Here is a 15,349-nt window from a genome sequence, read left to right on the forward strand (position 1 = left end):
GGTCGCCTTGCACGCGGGCCCTGACGCGCCGACCCATTCCAAGGTCACATAGGTCAGGAATGGTTCCGACGGCCGCGCCATGGTGTTGGCACCCGGCGTTGGCGACAGGTGAACGCTACCCTTATTGGCCGGGTTGCGCAAGAAAATCCCGACTGTAATAGTCGGGTTACGCCGGGTTACCATCCAGCAATGTGAGCAAAGCCTTCATGTCGCTCGGCATTGGCGCCGAGAAGCGCAGCGGCGCACCGGTCACGGGATGGTTGAAGCCCAGCGTTTCCGCATGCAAGGCCTGCCGGGGAAAGGCCAGCAATGCGTCGCGCGCGGCCTCCGGCAGCGCTTTTGCCGCAGCCGGGATGCGCCGCAGGTAGACCGGATCCCCCACCAGCGGATGGTCGATATGCGCCAGATGCACGCGGATCTGATGGGTCCGTCCGGTGGCGAGTCGGCAGCGCAGCAGGGCACAGGCGGTCCCCCAGGCCCGCTCCGTGGCGAAGCGCGTCAGCGCCGCCTTGCCGCCGCGCGACACGACGGCCATGCGCTTGCGGTCCGCCGGGTGGCGGCCGATGGGCGCCTCGACCTCGCCCCTGGCGGGGGAGGGGACGCCCCAGGCGAGCGCCAGATAGGAGCGCTCCAGGTCGCGGCTGGCGAAGGCTTCCGAGAGCGCCTGATGCGCCACCGCGCTCTTGGCCACCACCATCACGCCCGAGGTGTCCTTGTCGAGCCGGTGGACGATGCCGGGGCGCCTCTCGCCGCCGATGCCGGTCAGCTCGTCCCCCGCATGGGCCAGCAGCGCGTTCACCAGCGTGCCGTCCTGGTTGCCGGGAGCCGGGTGCACCACCAGCCCCGCCGGCTTGTCCAGCACGATCAGGTGGGCATCCTCGAACAGGATGGTCAGCGGCATGGCCTGTGCCTGCGGCGTGGCCGGCAACGGGGCGGGCGGCGCCACGCGGTAGAGCGCGCCCGGCCGCACCGGCTCGGAGGGGTCGGTCAGCGGCACGCCGTCGCGCGTCACGTGCCCCGCCTCCATCAGCGCCTTGACGCGGGAGCGGGACAACGTGCCTATCGCCCCGGCCAGGAACCGGTCGGCGCGGCTGCCCGCATCGCCGGGGCCGGCGAGGACGTCATGGGGGCCATCCGGCGTGGCGCCGGGCTCGGCCGTTTCGGTGCGGGGAGTGTTGATGCGCGGACTCAAGATTCTGGTGGTCGTGATGGGGGTGATGATCATCGTCGCCACCGTGGCGCTGGTGGTCGCGCTGGTTCAGCAGATGAACAGCGCCGCGAGCGGCATCTCCAGCGGGGTTAGCACGGATCTCGCCCTGCGCCAGCCGCCCGGCACGCGGATCGGCCAGATCGCCGCGCTGGACGGGCGGCTGGCGGTGTGGGTGGAGCGGCCCGATGGCGCGCGCATCCTGCTGGTGGACCCCCGCAATGGCCGCGTGGCCGGCGAGATCCGCCTGGGCGAGTGACCATGGCGCGTCACCGTGGCGCGTCACCTTGGCGGGCGGCCGCGCCGGTGGAGGGGGAAGGAGAGGGGACGCCATGGCCCACCGGAAGCCGAACCTGCCGCAAAAGCCCTGCGCCGCCTGCGGCCGGCCCTTCGCCTGGCGGCGGAAATGGGCCCGGGTGTGGGAGGAGGTCCGCTTCTGCAGCGATGCCTGCCGCACGGGGCGCCACCCGATGGCCGACAAAAAGCGTTCCGCTGGCGGAAAATAGCGCATCGCCTCTTGCCTGGGGGCGCCCCACCCGATAGAAGCCCCCTCACACGACGCCTCCAGTCCCCTTCGTCTAGAGGCCTAGGACACCGCCCTCTCACGGCGGCAACAGGGGTTCGAATCCCCTAGGGGACGCCAAGGCTTTTCAGCCGGGCTTATTCCGAGGCGTCGTTTCCTTCCATATCAATGATGAATAGCAGACCAGGCCGGGATTGTTCTCCCGATCTGCGTGCCGTTGCGGCCTGTTCGGCAATTGCCCGGCTGCCGCCGCATTGCCGACGCTTAACCGGATAACCCTCATCACAATATCCGGCAGCTTGACGTTGGCAAGGTCATGGGTGCGAACCATTGACGCGAATTAACCAAAGTTGGGGATTTGTCGAAAAAATGCGATGATATGCTGTGCCTGAACCTGTCGCTCCGGCAGGAGCACCTCAAGAACACGGCAGCTTCTCTCCCATGTCGACAACCCTCGTCATCTCCGACTGCGCTGCGGGCGCCGCGGAATGGGACTGCTTCGCGCAGCGTTGCGGGGCATCGTTCCGTTGCGCGCACAAGGCCCTGGCCCTCTGGCAGCTCGACCATCACCTTCCCTACCGGCTCCGCCTGCTCGAGATCCACGCCCTGCGCGGCGGAGAGCGGCGGAAGGTCGGCCAATGCGCCGTCGGCATCGGGCTGCGCCAGCGCGTCTTCGCCGACAGCCTGCAATTGCTGCCCGAGGAGCGGGGGCTCTGGCCGCAGGCGATGCAGGCGGTGCTGGGCCGGCTCGGGCCGGGAGAGTATCGCTACGGCTCGCAATGGAGCCTCGAAGCGCCGCGCGAGGCGGAGCTCGCGGACATCCCGGGCATCAGCGTCACCGCCGTGGAGCCGATCACGGTACACGCGGTCCCGTTCCGCGAATGGGGGAGCTGGGAGGATTACCTGCGCGGCCTCAGCAACAATGCCCGCCGCAACGCCCGGCGCGCGCAGGAGCAGTTCGCCGACCTGTCGGTGGAAACGCGGCGGGGCTGGGAAACGCTGCGCCGCTGGGGCGCCCTGCAGGGGCTGAAATCCATGCTGGCGGAGCGCAAGCAACTCGACTTCCGCCTGCCCCGGCAGTTCCTGCGCTTCGCCATGCGGCTGGTGGCGATGCGGGAAAACAACTTCATCGCCGTGGCGCGCGGCGGCGGGCAGGACATGGCCGCCTTCGCGGGCATCGATTTCGGACCCAACACCTATTTCCTGGACTCCGGCGCGCGCGACACCCGCAACGGAACCGCCTGGCACCTGATGCTGGCCATGCTGCGGCGCGCCTATGGCCGCGCGCCGGAGGGCCATTTCGTGATGGGCGCGCAATACGCCCGAGACCCGGTCGATGAGGGGCTGCACTTCTCGCGCCGCCAGTGCCGCGCGGCCTTCCTGCCGACCAGCGAGGTCTCCTTCCGCTACGACGGCACCCCGCCCGGGCGCGTGGTGCCGCTGCAGCCGCAGCGCGCCGCGCCCGCCCTGCCGGTGGCGGCGGAGGAGCTCGTCGCCGCCCGCGCCGGCTGAAACGCGACGCCCCGCCGCGGCGAGGCCGGGCGGGGCGTGGACCGGTGCGGGGCGCATGGCGCGGCGCTGCCGGGCCGGGGCCCGGAAACGCCGCGCGCAGGCCGGTCAGCCGCGGCTTTCGAGCGGCGTGACGTCGCGCCGGGTGGCGCCGGTGTAGATCTGGCGCGGACGGCCGATGCGCTGGCCCGGCTCCTCGATCATCTCCTTCCACTGGCTCACCCAGCCCACGGTGCGCGCCACCGCGAACAGCACGGTGAACATGTGGGTGGGGATGCCCATCGCCTTCAGGATGATGCCCGAATAGAAGTCCACGTTCGGGTAGAGCTTGCGGGACACGAAGTAGTCGTCCGACAGCGCGATGCGCTCCAGCTCCATGGCGAGGTCGAGCAGCGGCTCGTCCTTGATGCCGAGCTCCTTCAGCACCTCGTGGCAGGTCGCCTGCATGATCTTCGCGCGCGGGTCGAAGTTCTTGTAGACGCGGTGGCCGAAGCCCATCAGCTTCACGCCGGAGTTCTTGTCCTTCACCTTCTCGATGAAGGCGGGGATGTTCTCGACGCTGCCGATCTCGTCCAGCATCTTGAGCACCGCCTCGTTGGCGCCGCCATGGGCGGGGCCCCACAGCGCCGCGATGCCGGCGGCGATGCAGGCGAAGGGGTTGGCGCCCGTCGAGCCCGCCAGGCGCACCGTGGAGGTGGAGGCGTTCTGCTCATGGTCGGCGTGCAGGACCAGGATGCGGTCCATGGCGCGCGACAGGACCGGGTTCGGCTTCCACTCCTCGGCCGGCACCGCGTTCAGCATGTAGAGGAAGTTCTCGGCATAGCTGAGGTCGTTGCGCGGGTACACGAAGGGCTGGCCGATCGAGTACTTGTAGGCCCAGGCCGCGATGGTCGGCACCTTGGCGATCAGGCGGAAGGCCGCGATCTCGCGCTGCTTGGCGTCCGAGATGTCGAGGCTGTCGTGGTAGAAGGCGGAAAGCGCGCCCACCACGCCGCACAGGATCGCCATCGGGTGCGCGTCGCGGCGGAAGCCGTTGTAGAAGGTGCGCAGCTGCTCGTGCAGCATGGTGTGCAGCGTCACGCCGCGGTCGAACTTCGCCAGCTGCTCCTTGGTCGGCAGCTCGCCATAGAGCAGCAGGTAGGAAACCTCGAGGAAGTTCGACTTCTCGGCCAGCTGCTCGATCGGGTAGCCGCGATAGAGCAGCACGCCCTCGTCGCCATCGATATAGGTGATGGCGCTCTCGCACGCCGCCGTGCCACCATACCCGGGGTCGAAGGTGAAGACGCCGAGTTCACCGTACAGCTTGCGGATGTCGAACACGTCCGGCCCGATCGAGCCCTGGATCAACGGCAGTGTGGCGGACTTGTTGGATCCGTCGAGCGAGACGGTGACGGACCCTTTGGCCGTGCTGCTCATGGCGTCGTCCTCTTATTCGGGGGGCGGCGCCGATCGTGCCGGCGCCGTCAATGATGCAGCGCAAGATTAGGCGTCGGCCCGCGGACTTGTCCATCCGGGGGGGCGCATGACTGGTGCCGTCGCGGCGGGACGAAACCGGCCGGCCAGGGCCCTTCAGGGGCGCCCACGCCAGCTCTCCGGCGCGCCCGCGGGGTAGGACCAGAGGCCGCGCCCGGCACCGCGCGCCGCGGCCTCGGCGGCCAGCAGGCCCCCCTCTTCGCTCGCCGCCAGCGCCCAGCCGGCCGCGACGAGGGCGGTGTTGGTTTCCACGCCGCCCGCCTCGCATACGCCGAGCGCGCGCCCGAAGCGGTCCCGCCCCCGCACCCGGCAGGCGAGGTCGCTCCGCTGCACCAGCCGCGCCAGCGCCTCGGCCGCCGCGCCGCCGCAGTCGAAGCCGGCGCCCCCCGGCGTTGTGCAGGTCTGCCCGCGCGGAGGGGAGACCAGGCCGGCCAGGCGCAGCGTCCGCTCGCCGAGGCGCAGCGTGTCGCCGTCCACCACGCGCACGCTCCCGGCCTCCGCCGTCCAGCTCTGCTCATGCGGCACGAAGCCGAGAAGGCTCCCCGGCAGGCCGAGCCCGGCCAGGGCCAGGAGCGGCATGGCCAGGGCGGCGCCAAGCAGGAGGCCACGCCAGCGGCGCGGCGCGGGAGAGGGGCGGAAGATGCGGCGGCGGGTCAACACGCGGCGGAGCGTTAGCCCATCTGGCCGGGCCGGTTCAAGCGGAGGTTAAGTTACGGCCGCACCCATGCGCGCGGCCGGAGGCGCCGCTCAGGCATCCGCCCAGAACGGGCCGGCGCGCAGGAAGCGGCGCCAGGCGCGCAGCACGGTGGGCCGCGTGTCGCGTCCCGCGAAGAGCGACCAGCCTTCCGCCAGCCCGATCGCCCATTCCGGCGCCACGGGCTCGGGGGCAACGGGGCCGGTCTCTTTGGGGCGGGTCGCTTTGGGGCCGGTCGCTTCGGGGCTGGATGCTGCGGTGCCCGGCGGGGCAGGGTCGTGCCGCGCCCCGCCGCCCAGGCTGGCGACCAGGGCACGTGCCGTCACCGCGTCGTTGGAAAGGCCCAGCGCCTCCTGCAAGGCCGAAAGCCGCCGCAGGAAGCGCCGCGCCGGCTTGCCCGGCCAGAGCGGCGCGAACAGCTCCGCCACATAGCGCAGGCGCTTGGCGTCCAGCCGCAGCTCGTGCAGGGCATCGTCGTCCAGCGTCTCGATGGCGCGGCCGCGCCGGAGCAGCTTGCGGCGCCGGCGTGCCAGCAGGGCCGCCGCCTGGGCGTGCAGCGGCGCCTCGGCGGCGGCCGCATCCGGCGCCTGCCATTCCCGCAGCGCGGCAAGCCGCGCCGCCCGCCAAGCCAGCGCGTGGAACGCCTCGCCTTCCAGCACGCCGCGCAGGCGCCCATAGGCTTCCAGCCGGCGCCGTGCGGCGGCGCGCAGCAACTGCTCCCAGCGCTGGTCCGGCCCCAGCCTGGCCGCCAGCTCGGCTCCCAGCCCGCCCAGGAACACATCCCATTCGCGCGCCTCGCCCAGGGCGCGCGCCAGGTCCCGCAGTCCCGAATCGAGCTCGCGCAGCGCCTGGCCGTCGCGCATCGGGCGAAAGGTCCTCAGGCAGGAGCGCAGGCGGCGGGCGGCGACGCGCAGCTGGTGCACCCCCTCCGGCCCCGCCCCCTCCCGGGCCAGCGGCGCCTGCACCAGGAGCACCGTGGCCAGGTGGGCGATGGCCAGCGCCAGCGCGTCGTCCGGCGTGGCGGCGGCGCCGAGGTCGGGCGCGCCCTTGCGGCGCGGGCGGGGCGGGGCGTCGCGCGCCAGGGCCAGCGCCAGCTCGTCCAGCCCGGCCGTGGCGGGCAGCCCCGGCAGCGCGGCGGCCAGCGCCAGCACCGCCGCCTCGGGTCCTTCCAGGCGCAGCAGCGCCACCGCGCATTCCCGGTCCGCCGCCCGCAGCGTGCCGCTGTGCCAGCGGAGGGCGACGCCGGTGGCGTCGGGCGGCGATTGCGCCACCCGGCCCGTGAAATGGGCGAGCGGGACCAGCGCCGCCTCGCCCGCCTCCTGCGGCACGGAATCGGCCGGCAGGACGCTGCCTTCCGGCAGGGCGGCGCCGGGAAGGGCGAAGCCCTCGGGCGGGCGGAGCGGGCAAAGGCGGCGCTCCCCCCGCGCATTGGCGCGGAGCGCCAGCCCGGCCTTGGCCAGCGATCCCTCGGCGCTGTCCAGCCAGTCCCAGGCCTCGGCGGCGCCGCGCGGCCGCTTGCGCGCCGCCAGCGCCGGATGGCGCCAGAGCCGGGGCGCGGCCGCCGGCGGAATGGCAAGATCGAGGCGCAGAGTCATCGGGTCAGATGGCCATTTCCGGCAGGTCGTTCGGCGCGACGAAGCGGACCAGCCGCCCGCCCCCCGCTTCCAGCAGCCGCCAGGGCGCGGCGATGGCGAACTCGGCCAGCGCCCCCGTGGGGTAGCCACCCGCCAGGCGCTGGGTGCCCGGTGCCTTGCCCGCCATGCCGGCCGGCCCCGCCAGCGCCAGGGCCAGGTCGTGCAGGCCGGGGTTGTGGCCGATCAGCAGCACGCTGCGCGCCGTTTCCGGCGCCTCGCGCAGGGTTTCCAGCAGGCGGTGCCAGGAGGCCAGGTAGAGGTCGTCCATCGGCTCCACCATGGGGCTGTCCGGCAGCGGCGCCAGCGCCTCCAGCGTCTGCAGCGTGCGCCGCGCCGAGGAGACCAGCACGATGTCCGGCGCCAGGCCAAGGCCGTGCATCACCCCCGCGATGGCGGCGGCGGCGCGTTTGCCGCGCGCGTTCAGCGGGCGGGCATGGTCCGGCAGGCTGGGGTCGTCCCAGGACGATTTGGCGTGCCTTAGCAGGAGCAGTTGCCGCATGGGCGCAGTCTGGCACGCGGCGCGGCATCTGTCGCGGGGTGAGGAGGCGGGGTTACGCTTCCGCCCCGGCCCGCCCATCTGACGGGGGATGCAACGGAGCAAGGAGCGGCGCATGGGCGGACGGATGGCGGTGGCCGGTGCCGGCGGAGGAGCGGGCGCTGCGGCTCCGGGGCAGGCAGGCGGCGTGGCGAGGCCGGCCTTGATGCGCCGCCGCGCGTTGCTCGCCGCGTCCTGGCTGCCGGCTGTCGCGCCACGGATGGCGTCCGCGGCCGCGCCGCCGCCAGGCTCGGCGGCTGCGCCATCATCGGTTCTCGCGGCTTCGCCGCTGGGCGCCATGCCGGCCGCCGGCTACAGCTTCCGCGTGCTGCGGGAGGGGCGGGAGATCGGCACCCACAGCGTCCGCAGGGAGGCGGGCGGCGTCGTGCGCACCGTGGTGGCGCTCGAGGTGAAGCTGCTCTCCTTCACCGTGTTCCGCTACCATCACGACTATGCCGAGCGCTGGGAGGGCGGGCGGCTCGCGGGCTTCGCCTCCCGCCTGGAGAAGGACGGCAAGGCGGCGCGCCTGGAATTGCTGGCGGGGCCGGAGGGTCTCCGCGGCACCGGGCCGGAGGGGACGGTGACGCTGCCTGCCACGGCGGCGCCGCTGTCCTGGTGGGCGCCGGAGCACCTGGACCGCCCGCTGTTCGACGCCGGCACCGGCCTGCCCCTGGCCGAGCCGCCCTCGCGCGACTGGCAGGGAGCGCTGACCCGCTGGCGCTGGCCGGCACGCGACATGGTGGCGCTCTACGACTCCGCCGGCCGCTGGGTCGGCTTCACCATGCGCGGCGACGATGGCAGCGCCGTGCGCTACGAGCCGGGCTGACGCCGCCCACGCGCCTTCCCGCCGGCCACGCCGCCAGGGGGGAGGGCCCGCTGGCGGCGTTGCGCGCCGCCTGAGCCGGAAGCGGCCTACTCGGCCGCCTCCAGCCGCGAGCCGCCGGAGCGCAGCACGTCGCCCCGGCGCGGTGCGTGCAGGATCTCGGGCGTGATGCCGGGGATGTCCTTCACGCCGGTCAGCGCCATGGAAACGTCCAGCTCCTTGCGGATGATCTCCAGCGCCTGGGTGACGCCCGGCCCACCACCGGCCGCCAGGCCATAGAGCCAGGACTTGCCGATCATGCAGCCCCGGGCGCCGAGGGCCAGCGCCTTCATCACGTCCTGGCCGGAGCGGATGCCGCCGTCGAACATCACCTCGATCCGGTCGCCCACCGCCTCGGCGATGGCGGGCAGCACGGAGATGGAGGAGGGCGCGCCATCGAGCTGCCGCCCGCCATGGTTGGAGACGACCAGCGCGTCCGCCCCCGTGTCGGCGGCGATGCGGGCGTCGTCCACGTCGAGCACGCCCTTCAGGATCAGCTTGCCCGGCCAGAGGGAGCGGATCCAGGCGACGTCCTTCCACGAGAGCGAAGGATCGAACTGGCCGGCGATCCAGTGCGAGAGGGTGTTCAGCCCCTCCTTCGCCCCCGGCGCTTCGGTCAGGTTGCCGAAGGTCTTGCGCCGGCCGCGCAGCACCTCCAGCGCCCAGCGCGGCTTGGTTGCCACGTCGAGCATGTTCCGCAGCGTCAGCCTGGGCGGCACGGCGAGGCCGTTCTTGATGTCGTTGTGCCGCTGCCCCTGGATCTGCAGGTCGAGCGTCAGCACCAGCGCCGAGCACCGGGCGGCGATGGCGCGCTCCACCAGCGAGCGGGCGAAGCCGCGGTCGCGCATCACGTAGAGCTGGAACCAGAAGGGCTTGTCCACCGCGCCCGCCACGTCCTCGATGGAGCAGATGGACATGGTGGAGAGCGTAAAGGGGATGCCGAAGGCATGCGCCGCGCGGCAGCCATGGATCTCGCCATCCGCGTGGAACAGCCCGGTCAGGCCGGTGGGGGCGATGGCCACCGGCATCGACACGGCCTTCCCCAGCATGGTGCTGCCGGTGCTGCGGTCGGACACGTCGATCATCACCCGCTGGCGCAGCTTCAGGGCGGAAAGGTCGTCGCGGTTGGCGCGCAGCGTGGCCTCGTCATAGGAGCCGCGGTCGGCGTAGTCGAAGATGGCGCGGGGGATGCGCCGCCGGGCGATGCGGCGGAGGTCCTCGATGTTGGTCACGGGCGGCATGGCGTTCCCTCCGGGGTAGAGCCGGCATTGTCCCGCCCGTCGCGGCTTTGGCAAAGGGTTTCGGCGGCAGATCCCGTTGCGCCGGCGGCGGCGGGGATGCCCGCCGGCCACGCCCACGCCGCCCGCCTACCAGGGCAGGTCGATCCAGGAAAGATGGCCGCCCTTGCCCGCGCCCGTGTCCAGGAACACCGCCCGCCCGCCGGCGGCGGCCACCGCCACATAGGGGCGGCCATCCACGCTGCGCATCTCGTGCCCGCAATAGACGGTGATGCCGGAGGGGATGCGGTGCACCCAGTTGTGCAGCCGCTCCGGGTAGCCGTCGGCGCGGGTGCGGCTGGTCACCTGGCCGAACAGGGCGCGCGGCACCAGCCCCTCCGGCTTGCCCACGCCCGCGTCGCAGGGCGAGGGCTCGCGCAGCATGCGCGGGTGGAAGCCGCCATGCACGAACAGCCAGGGCCCGAAGCGCAGCCAGGCCGGCGCCTCGGCGATGGCGGCCAGGGCGCGGGCCTTCAGCTCGGCCCCGTCCGGCGCGGCGTCGAGCTGGGCGAGGGTGACGCCGAGCCCCTCGGGGTCGGGCCGCACCAGGGCGCCGGCCAGGGCGCGGCGCAGCTTGTGGTCGTGGTTGCCCAGGATGAACAGGCCGCGCCCGGAATCGAGCAGGTCGAAGGCCATGCGCAGCGTGGCGGGGCTGTCGGGGCCGCGGTCGGTCAGGTCGCCGAGCTGGAGCACGAAGAGGCGCTTCGCCGCCGCGCCCTCGATGGCGGCGGCGAAGGCGCGGGCATCGCCATGCACGTCGCCCACCACGCGCAATCCCGCGAAGTCCTGCTTGATCCGGAGCAGCAAGGGGGTGGCGGAGAGCGTCATTCCGCCTCTTTCAACGATTTCAGGGCGGCCAGGGCACGGGCGCGCCCGGTCTCGTGATCGACCACGGGGCGGGGATAGGTCCGGCCCAGCGCCACGCCGGCCTCGCGCAGCACGGCCTCCGGCGCCTGCCAGGGGCGGTGAAGCCATTTGCGGGGCAGCTTCGCCAGCTCCGGCACGAAGGCGCGGACATAGTGGCCGTCGGGGTCGAACTTCTCGCCCTGGAGGACCGGGTTGTAGATGCGGAAATAGGGCGCCGCGTCCACCCCGCAGCCGGCGATCCACTGCCAGTTCATGCTGTTGTTGGCGAGGTCGCCATCCACCAGCGTGTCCCAGAACCAGGCGGCACCGTCCCACCAGGGCTGCAGCAGGTGCTTCACCAGCAGGCTGCCGGTGATCATGCGCACCCGGTTGTGCATCCATCCGTGCCGCCAGAGCTGCCGCATGCCGGCATCGACGATGGGATAGCCCGTCCGGCCGCGCTGCCAGGCGCGCAGCAGCGCCGCGTCCGGCTGGTAGGGGAAGTCCGCGTAGGCGGCGCGCAATGGCCGCTCGGGCAGGTCGGGGCGGTGCCACAGCGCATGGTGGGCGAAGTCCCGCCAGATCAGCTGCCGGCGGAAGGCCTGGCGCGCCGTGGCGTCGCCGATGCCGGCGGCCATGTGCCAGGCCTGGCGCGGCGAGATCTCGCCCCAGTGCAGGTGGGGCGAAAGGCGGGAGGTGCCGTCCTGGCCGGGGATGTTCCGCGCATGCTCGTAGCCGCCGGCGATGTCCTCGATGAAGGCGCGCAGGCGGGCGGTGGCGCTGTGCTCGCCGGGCGTCCAGTATTCCGGGAAGGCGGCCGCCCAGTCGGGCGCGCGGGGCAGCAGGCCGAGCGCGTCCAGCGCCTCGCCCTGCACCGGGTGCGCCACGCCCCGCAGCCGGGCAGGGGCGGGAATGGGCGGCGGCGGGTCGCCCAGCGCCATCACCGCGCGGGCGAAGGGGGTGAAGACCGAATAGGGGTTGCCCTGCCCGGTGCGGATGCGGTCCGGCTCCACCAGCAGGGCGGAATTGTGCAGCTCGAGGCCACGCCCCTCGGCCGCCAGCGCCTTGGCCACCGCTGCGTCCCGCTGCCGCGCCCAGGGCGCGTGGAGCCGGCCGGCATGCACTGTCGCGGCCCCGATCCGGGCGGCGAGGCGGGGGATCAGGGCCGTGGCCTCACCGCGCAGCACCAGCAGCGGCGCCCCCGCCTTCTCCAGCGCGGCCGAAAGCGCGGCGAGGCTGTGGTGCAGCCACCAGCGATGCGCGCCGCCCGGCGCCCAGCGCCCGGCCGCCGCGTCGTCCAGCACATAGACCGGCAGCACCGGCCCATCCGATGCGGCGTGCAGCGCGGGGTTGTCGGCCAGGCGCAGGTCGTGGCGCAGCCAGAGCAAGGAAGGAGCCGCCCCGCTCATGGCGCCGCGCCGGACCCGGCCTCGGCCCTGGAACGGGCGGCCAGATGCTTCATCGGCCCCACCGCGAAGCTGAACAGGCGTTCCCGGCCCAGCAGGAAGGCCCGCCCGCCGCGCGGGAACAGCGCCGCCACGGGGGGCGCGGTGATGGAAAGGCCGCCCGTATAGGCGCCAAAGGCCGGCATCAGCAGGCGCTGGCCATCGGCCAGAAAGCAGGCGCGCTCCACCGGGCCGCAGCGCGTGGGCATGGCGGCGCGGGGGTGGAAATGGCCGCTGACCTCGCCGGGCCGGGCGCCGGGCTGCCCCTCGTGCCGGAACAGCAGCGGGCCGAGGGAAAGCTCCTCCACCGACTCGCCGGGCAGCGCCTCGGGCGCCACGGGATCGTGGTTGCCGAGCACCCAGCTCACCTGCCGGCCGGAGAGCAGGTGCAGCAGCGTGGCGCGGTCGGTGGCGTGGAGGCGGGCGGCGCCGGCGGCGTCGTGGAAACTGTCGCCCAGGAACACCAGCTGCGAGGGGCCGTAGCGCCGCAGCAGCGCCGCCAGCCGCGCCAGCGTCTCGCGGGTGTCATAGGGCGGCACGAGCTGGCCGCGCGCGGCGAAGTGGCTGCCCTTCTCCAGATGCAGGTCCGAAAGCACGAGCATCTGCCGCGCGGGCCAGAACAGCGCACCGGCCGGATCGAGGGCCAGGCGTTCGCCAGCCAGATGCAAGGGAGCGGAAATCATTGCTTCGAACTGCGTTACCGGACGGAAGGCGGGGCGGGAAGGGGCTTTTGGCGCGGGTGGCCCGCCCGGCGCTCAATGCACGCCATGGCGGAGGCGCTGCCGGGCATGGCGCGGCGCGCGGCCGGGGCCACGCGGGCGGCCTTGCTCGCCGGGGGAGCGTGGGGGCGGATGCGGGTTCAGCATCTCCAGCCCGAGCGTGCCGGTGAAGTGCTCGGCGCCTTCCGTGGCCTCCTCCACCAGCGCCTCGGCCTCGGCCAGCAGCGCGTCCTCGGCGGTGCCGGAAACCCATTCCCGCCCTTCCTCGATCAGCGCCGGCACGGCGAGGGGCGAGACGCGCTCCAGCACGAGGTGGCGGATGCGCCCCTGGATGCGCGCCAGCAGCGCGCCGATGCGGCCGACATCGGTGAGGCCGGCGGCGGCCTCGGCGCGGGTCGCGCGCAGCAGGATGTGGTCCGGCTGGTGGCGGCGCAGCACGTCGTAGATCAGGTCGGCGCCCATGGTCATCTGCCGGCCGGACTTCTCGCGGCCCGGATGGTTCTTCTCCAGCAGCCCGGCGATGGTGGCGATGTTGCGGAAGGTGCGGCGCAGCATGGAGCTGTCGGCGATCCATTCCTCCAGCTCCTCGCCCAGCAGGTCCTCGGTGAAGAGGGCCGCCGCGTCCTCCACCGGAAAGGCGGACCAGGCGGCCACCACGTAGTCGGTGGCGAGGAAGCCCAGCGGCCCGAGGCCCAGGCGCTCCATCCGCTTGGTGACCAGCATCCCCAGCGTCTGGTGCGCGAGCCGCCCCTCGAAGCAATAGGCCACGGTGAACCAGCGCCCGCCGCGCGGGAACGTCTCCACCAGCAGCCCCTCGGCGGAGGGCAGCTCGGAGGCGTGGCCCTGCAGCCGCAGCCAGTCCCGCACCGGGCCGGGCAGGGCGCGCCACTGGCGCGGATCGGCGATGATGCCGCGCACCCGGCGGGCGAGGTGGGTGGAAAGCGGCAGCTTGGAGCCGGCATAGGCGGGCACGCGCGGCTCGCCCTCGCCGCCGCGGCTGACGATGACGGCGCTCACGTCCAGCGCCTCGTAGCGCAGCACCTGCCCGCCGAAGATGAAGGTGTGCCCCGGCTCCAGGGTGGAGACGAACCATTCCTCCACCTCGCCCAGCACCGGGCCGCCGCGCAGCCGCACCTTCATCAGCGGCGTCTCGACGATGGTGCCGAGGTTCATCCGCAGCTGCCGCGCCACCTGGGGGCCGCGCACATGGATCATCCCCTCGGCGTCGCGGAACAGCTTGCGGAAGCGCTCATAGCCGGAAAGGGCGTAGCCCCCATCCTCGACGAAGCGCAGCACGTCGTCGAAGTCGCCCCGGGCAAGGGCGGCATAGGGGGCGGCGCGGGTCACCTCGGCGTAGAGCGCGTCCGGGTGGAAGGGGGCGTGGCAGGCCATGGCCAGGATGTGCTGCGCCAGCACGTCGAGCCCGCCCGGGCGGGGCGGCTCGCCATCCATCTCGCCCGAGGCCACCGCCTGGATGGCGGCGCGGCACTCGATCACCTCGAAGCGGTTGGCGGGCACCAGGGCGGCGCGGCTGGCCTCGTCCATGCGGTGGTTGGCGCGGCCCACGCGCTGCAGCAGCCGCGCGACGCCCTTGGGCGCGCCCACCTGGATCACCTGGTCCACCGCGCCCCAGTCGATGCCGAGGTCGAGCGAGGCGGTGGCGACCACGGCGCGCAGCCGGCCCTCCGCCATCGCCGCCTCCACGCGGCGCCTCTGCTCGACGGTGAGCGAGCCGTGATGCAGGGCGATGGGCAGGTTGTCGTCGTTCAGCCGCCACAGCGCCTGGAAGGCCAGCTCCGCCTGGGCGCGGGTGTTGACGAAGACGATGCTCACCGCCGCCGCCCGCAGCCGCGCATAGACCTCCGGCATGGAGGCGAGCCCCATATGCCCGCCCCAGGGCAGCCGTCCCTCGGGCAGGATGACGTCGAGCGCCGGCGCCGCGCCGCCGGTGGCGCGCACCAGCGCCACCGAGTCCGGCCGCGCATCCGGCGCCACCCAGGCGGCGATCGCCTCCGGATGCGCCACGGTGGCGGACAGGCCGACGCGGCGCAGCCGGGGCGCCAGCCGGGAAAGCCGGGCGAGGCAGAGGGCGAGCTGGTCGCCGCGCTTGGTGCCGGCCAGCGCGTGCACCTCGTCCACCACCGCGCAGGCGAGGTTGCCGAACATCTCCCCCGCTTCCGGCAGGGACAGCAGCAGGGACAGGCTTTCCGGCGTGGTGAGCAGGATGTGCGGCGGCGCCGCGCGCTGGCGGGCGCGGCGGTTGGCCGGCGTGTCCCCCGTGCGGGTCTCGATGCGGATGTCGAGGCCCATCTCCCCGACCGGCGCCAGCAGGTTGCGGGCGATGTCCACCGCCAGCGCCTTGAGCGGCGAGATGTAGAGGGTGTGCAGCCCCTCGCGCGGCGCCCCATCGCTTCCCGCCCGGTGCAGGTCGATCAGGCTGGGCAGGAAGCCAGCCAGCGTCTTGCCGCCGCCGGTGGGGGCCACCAGCAGCGCGGAGCGCCCCGCCCCGGCCGCCGCCAGCATGGCGAGCTGGTGGGGGCGGGGGCGCCAGCCGCGCGCGGCGAACCAGCTTTGAAACGGTTCCGGCAATGTTCCCATCGGTGGGAGCGGATATGGCGGTGAAAC

The 15,349-nt window shown here is 73.3% G+C and carries 14 protein-coding genes and 1 tRNA gene; 5 read left to right on the forward strand and 10 right to left on the reverse strand.

The window, feature by feature from the left end; genetic code table 11:
* Window positions 1-166 precede the first annotated feature (166 nt).
* Window positions 167-1,192, reverse strand: coding sequence for an RluA family pseudouridine synthase (locus tag CR162_RS02915; RefSeq protein WP_245870094.1), 1,026 nt, complete (start codon window positions 1,190-1,192; stop codon window positions 167-169).
* Between CR162_RS02915 and CR162_RS02920 the strand changes: the two genes are divergently transcribed.
* The 4 genes from CR162_RS02920 to CR162_RS02935 all read left to right on the forward strand — a co-directional run bounded on the left by CR162_RS02920 (window position 1,179) and on the right by CR162_RS02935 (window position 3,242).
* Window positions 1,179-1,466 (forward strand): DUF6476 family protein, encoded by a 288-nt coding sequence (locus CR162_RS02920; protein WP_099094289.1) that lies wholly within the window; start codon window positions 1,179-1,181, stop codon window positions 1,464-1,466. The genes CR162_RS02915 and CR162_RS02920 overlap by 14 nt on opposite strands.
* Window positions 1,467-1,539: 73 nt before the next feature.
* A complete protein-coding gene (locus CR162_RS02925; RefSeq protein ID WP_099094041.1) occupies window positions 1,540-1,713 on the forward strand; it encodes a DUF2256 domain-containing protein in 174 nt (57 codons plus the stop codon).
* Between the two features lie 61 nt (window positions 1,714-1,774).
* Window positions 1,775-1,850: transfer RNA gene (locus tag CR162_RS02930), tRNA-Glu, on the forward strand.
* 321 nt (window positions 1,851-2,171) lie between these two features.
* Window positions 2,172-3,242: a hypothetical protein gene (locus CR162_RS02935; protein WP_099094042.1), complete on the forward strand. Its 1,071-nt coding sequence runs from the start codon at window positions 2,172-2,174 to the stop codon at window positions 3,240-3,242.
* A gap of 105 nt (window positions 3,243-3,347) precedes the next feature.
* Here the strand turns inward: CR162_RS02935 and gltA are convergent, their stop codons facing one another.
* The 4 genes from gltA to CR162_RS02955 form a co-directional block, all read right to left on the reverse strand.
* Complete coding sequence (gene gltA, locus CR162_RS02940; protein ID WP_099094043.1) at window positions 3,348-4,655, reverse strand: citrate synthase; 1,308 nt, start codon at window positions 4,653-4,655, stop codon at window positions 3,348-3,350.
* 153 nt (window positions 4,656-4,808) lie between these two features.
* Complete coding sequence (locus CR162_RS02945; RefSeq protein ID WP_099094044.1) at window positions 4,809-5,372, reverse strand: thermonuclease family protein; 564 nt, start codon at window positions 5,370-5,372, stop codon at window positions 4,809-4,811.
* 87 nt (window positions 5,373-5,459) lie between these two features.
* Window positions 5,460-7,001, reverse strand: a complete 1,542-nt coding sequence (locus CR162_RS02950; RefSeq protein ID WP_099094045.1) for a CHAD domain-containing protein — start codon at window positions 6,999-7,001, stop codon at window positions 5,460-5,462.
* 4 nt (window positions 7,002-7,005) lie between these two features.
* A complete protein-coding gene (locus tag CR162_RS02955; RefSeq protein ID WP_099094046.1) occupies window positions 7,006-7,539 on the reverse strand; it encodes a SixA phosphatase family protein in 534 nt (177 codons plus the stop codon).
* Between the two features lie 334 nt (window positions 7,540-7,873).
* Here CR162_RS02955 and CR162_RS02960 point away from each other — a divergent pair, with 334 nt between their 5' ends.
* Entirely contained in the window at window positions 7,874-8,401 is a 528-nt protein-coding gene (locus tag CR162_RS02960) for a DUF6134 family protein (RefSeq protein WP_099094047.1), read from the forward strand.
* Between the two features lie 86 nt (window positions 8,402-8,487).
* Here the strand turns inward: CR162_RS02960 and CR162_RS02965 are convergent, their stop codons facing one another.
* From CR162_RS02965 to CR162_RS02985, 5 genes are all read right to left on the reverse strand, one after another.
* Complete coding sequence (locus CR162_RS02965) at window positions 8,488-9,678, reverse strand: alpha-hydroxy acid oxidase (RefSeq protein WP_099094048.1); 1,191 nt, start codon at window positions 9,676-9,678, stop codon at window positions 8,488-8,490.
* A 126-nt stretch (window positions 9,679-9,804) separates the two neighbouring features.
* The gene (locus CR162_RS02970; RefSeq protein WP_099094049.1) at window positions 9,805-10,542 is read right to left on the reverse strand and encodes a metallophosphoesterase; all 738 of its coding nucleotides are present in this window, start codon (window positions 10,540-10,542) and stop codon (window positions 9,805-9,807) included.
* Window positions 10,539-11,969 (reverse strand): cryptochrome/photolyase family protein, encoded by a 1,431-nt coding sequence (locus tag CR162_RS02975; protein WP_099094050.1) that lies wholly within the window; start codon window positions 11,967-11,969, stop codon window positions 10,539-10,541. Before CR162_RS02975 ends, CR162_RS02970 begins: the two co-directional genes overlap by 4 nt.
* Window positions 11,966-12,673: a ligase-associated DNA damage response endonuclease PdeM gene (gene pdeM, locus CR162_RS02980; RefSeq protein WP_367604087.1), complete on the reverse strand. Its 708-nt coding sequence runs from the start codon at window positions 12,671-12,673 to the stop codon at window positions 11,966-11,968. The genes CR162_RS02975 and pdeM overlap by 4 nt, the downstream gene beginning before the upstream one ends.
* A gap of 87 nt (window positions 12,674-12,760) precedes the next feature.
* Window positions 12,761-15,322, reverse strand: a complete 2,562-nt coding sequence (locus tag CR162_RS02985; protein WP_099094052.1) for a ligase-associated DNA damage response DEXH box helicase — start codon at window positions 15,320-15,322, stop codon at window positions 12,761-12,763.
* Between the last annotated feature and the right edge of the window lie 27 nt (window positions 15,323-15,349).

This window comes from Teichococcus rhizosphaerae (assembly GCF_002631185.1).
Classification (GTDB): domain Bacteria; phylum Pseudomonadota; class Alphaproteobacteria; order Acetobacterales; family Acetobacteraceae; genus Pseudoroseomonas; species Pseudoroseomonas rhizosphaerae.

Excerpts from the sequence above, each read along its gene's own strand:
- CR162_RS02975 (WP_099094050.1), bottom strand. The coding sequence starts at position 11,969 with ATGAGCGGGGCGGCTCCTTCCTTGCTCTGGCTGCGCCACGACCTGCGC.
- CR162_RS02935 (WP_099094042.1), top strand. The coding sequence starts at position 2,172 with ATGTCGACAACCCTCGTCATCTCCGACTGCGCTGCGGGCGCCGCGGAA.
- CR162_RS02955 (WP_099094046.1), bottom strand. The coding sequence starts at position 7,539 with ATGCGGCAACTGCTCCTGCTAAGGCACGCCAAATCGTCCTGGGACGAC.
- CR162_RS02965 (WP_099094048.1), bottom strand. The coding sequence starts at position 9,678 with ATGCCGCCCGTGACCAACATCGAGGACCTCCGCCGCATCGCCCGGCGG.
- CR162_RS02970 (WP_099094049.1), bottom strand. The coding sequence starts at position 10,542 with ATGACGCTCTCCGCCACCCCCTTGCTGCTCCGGATCAAGCAGGACTTC.
- CR162_RS02950 (WP_099094045.1), bottom strand. The coding sequence starts at position 7,001 with ATGACTCTGCGCCTCGATCTTGCCATTCCGCCGGCGGCCGCGCCCCGG.
- CR162_RS02985 (WP_099094052.1), bottom strand. The coding sequence starts at position 15,322 with ATGGGAACATTGCCGGAACCGTTTCAAAGCTGGTTCGCCGCGCGCGGC.
- CR162_RS02920 (WP_099094289.1), top strand. The coding sequence starts at position 1,179 with ATGCGCGGACTCAAGATTCTGGTGGTCGTGATGGGGGTGATGATCATC.
- CR162_RS02960 (WP_099094047.1), top strand. The coding sequence starts at position 7,874 with ATGCCGGCCGCCGGCTACAGCTTCCGCGTGCTGCGGGAGGGGCGGGAG.
- gltA (WP_099094043.1), bottom strand. The coding sequence starts at position 4,655 with ATGAGCAGCACGGCCAAAGGGTCCGTCACCGTCTCGCTCGACGGATCC.
- CR162_RS02925 (WP_099094041.1), top strand. The coding sequence starts at position 1,540 with ATGGCCCACCGGAAGCCGAACCTGCCGCAAAAGCCCTGCGCCGCCTGC.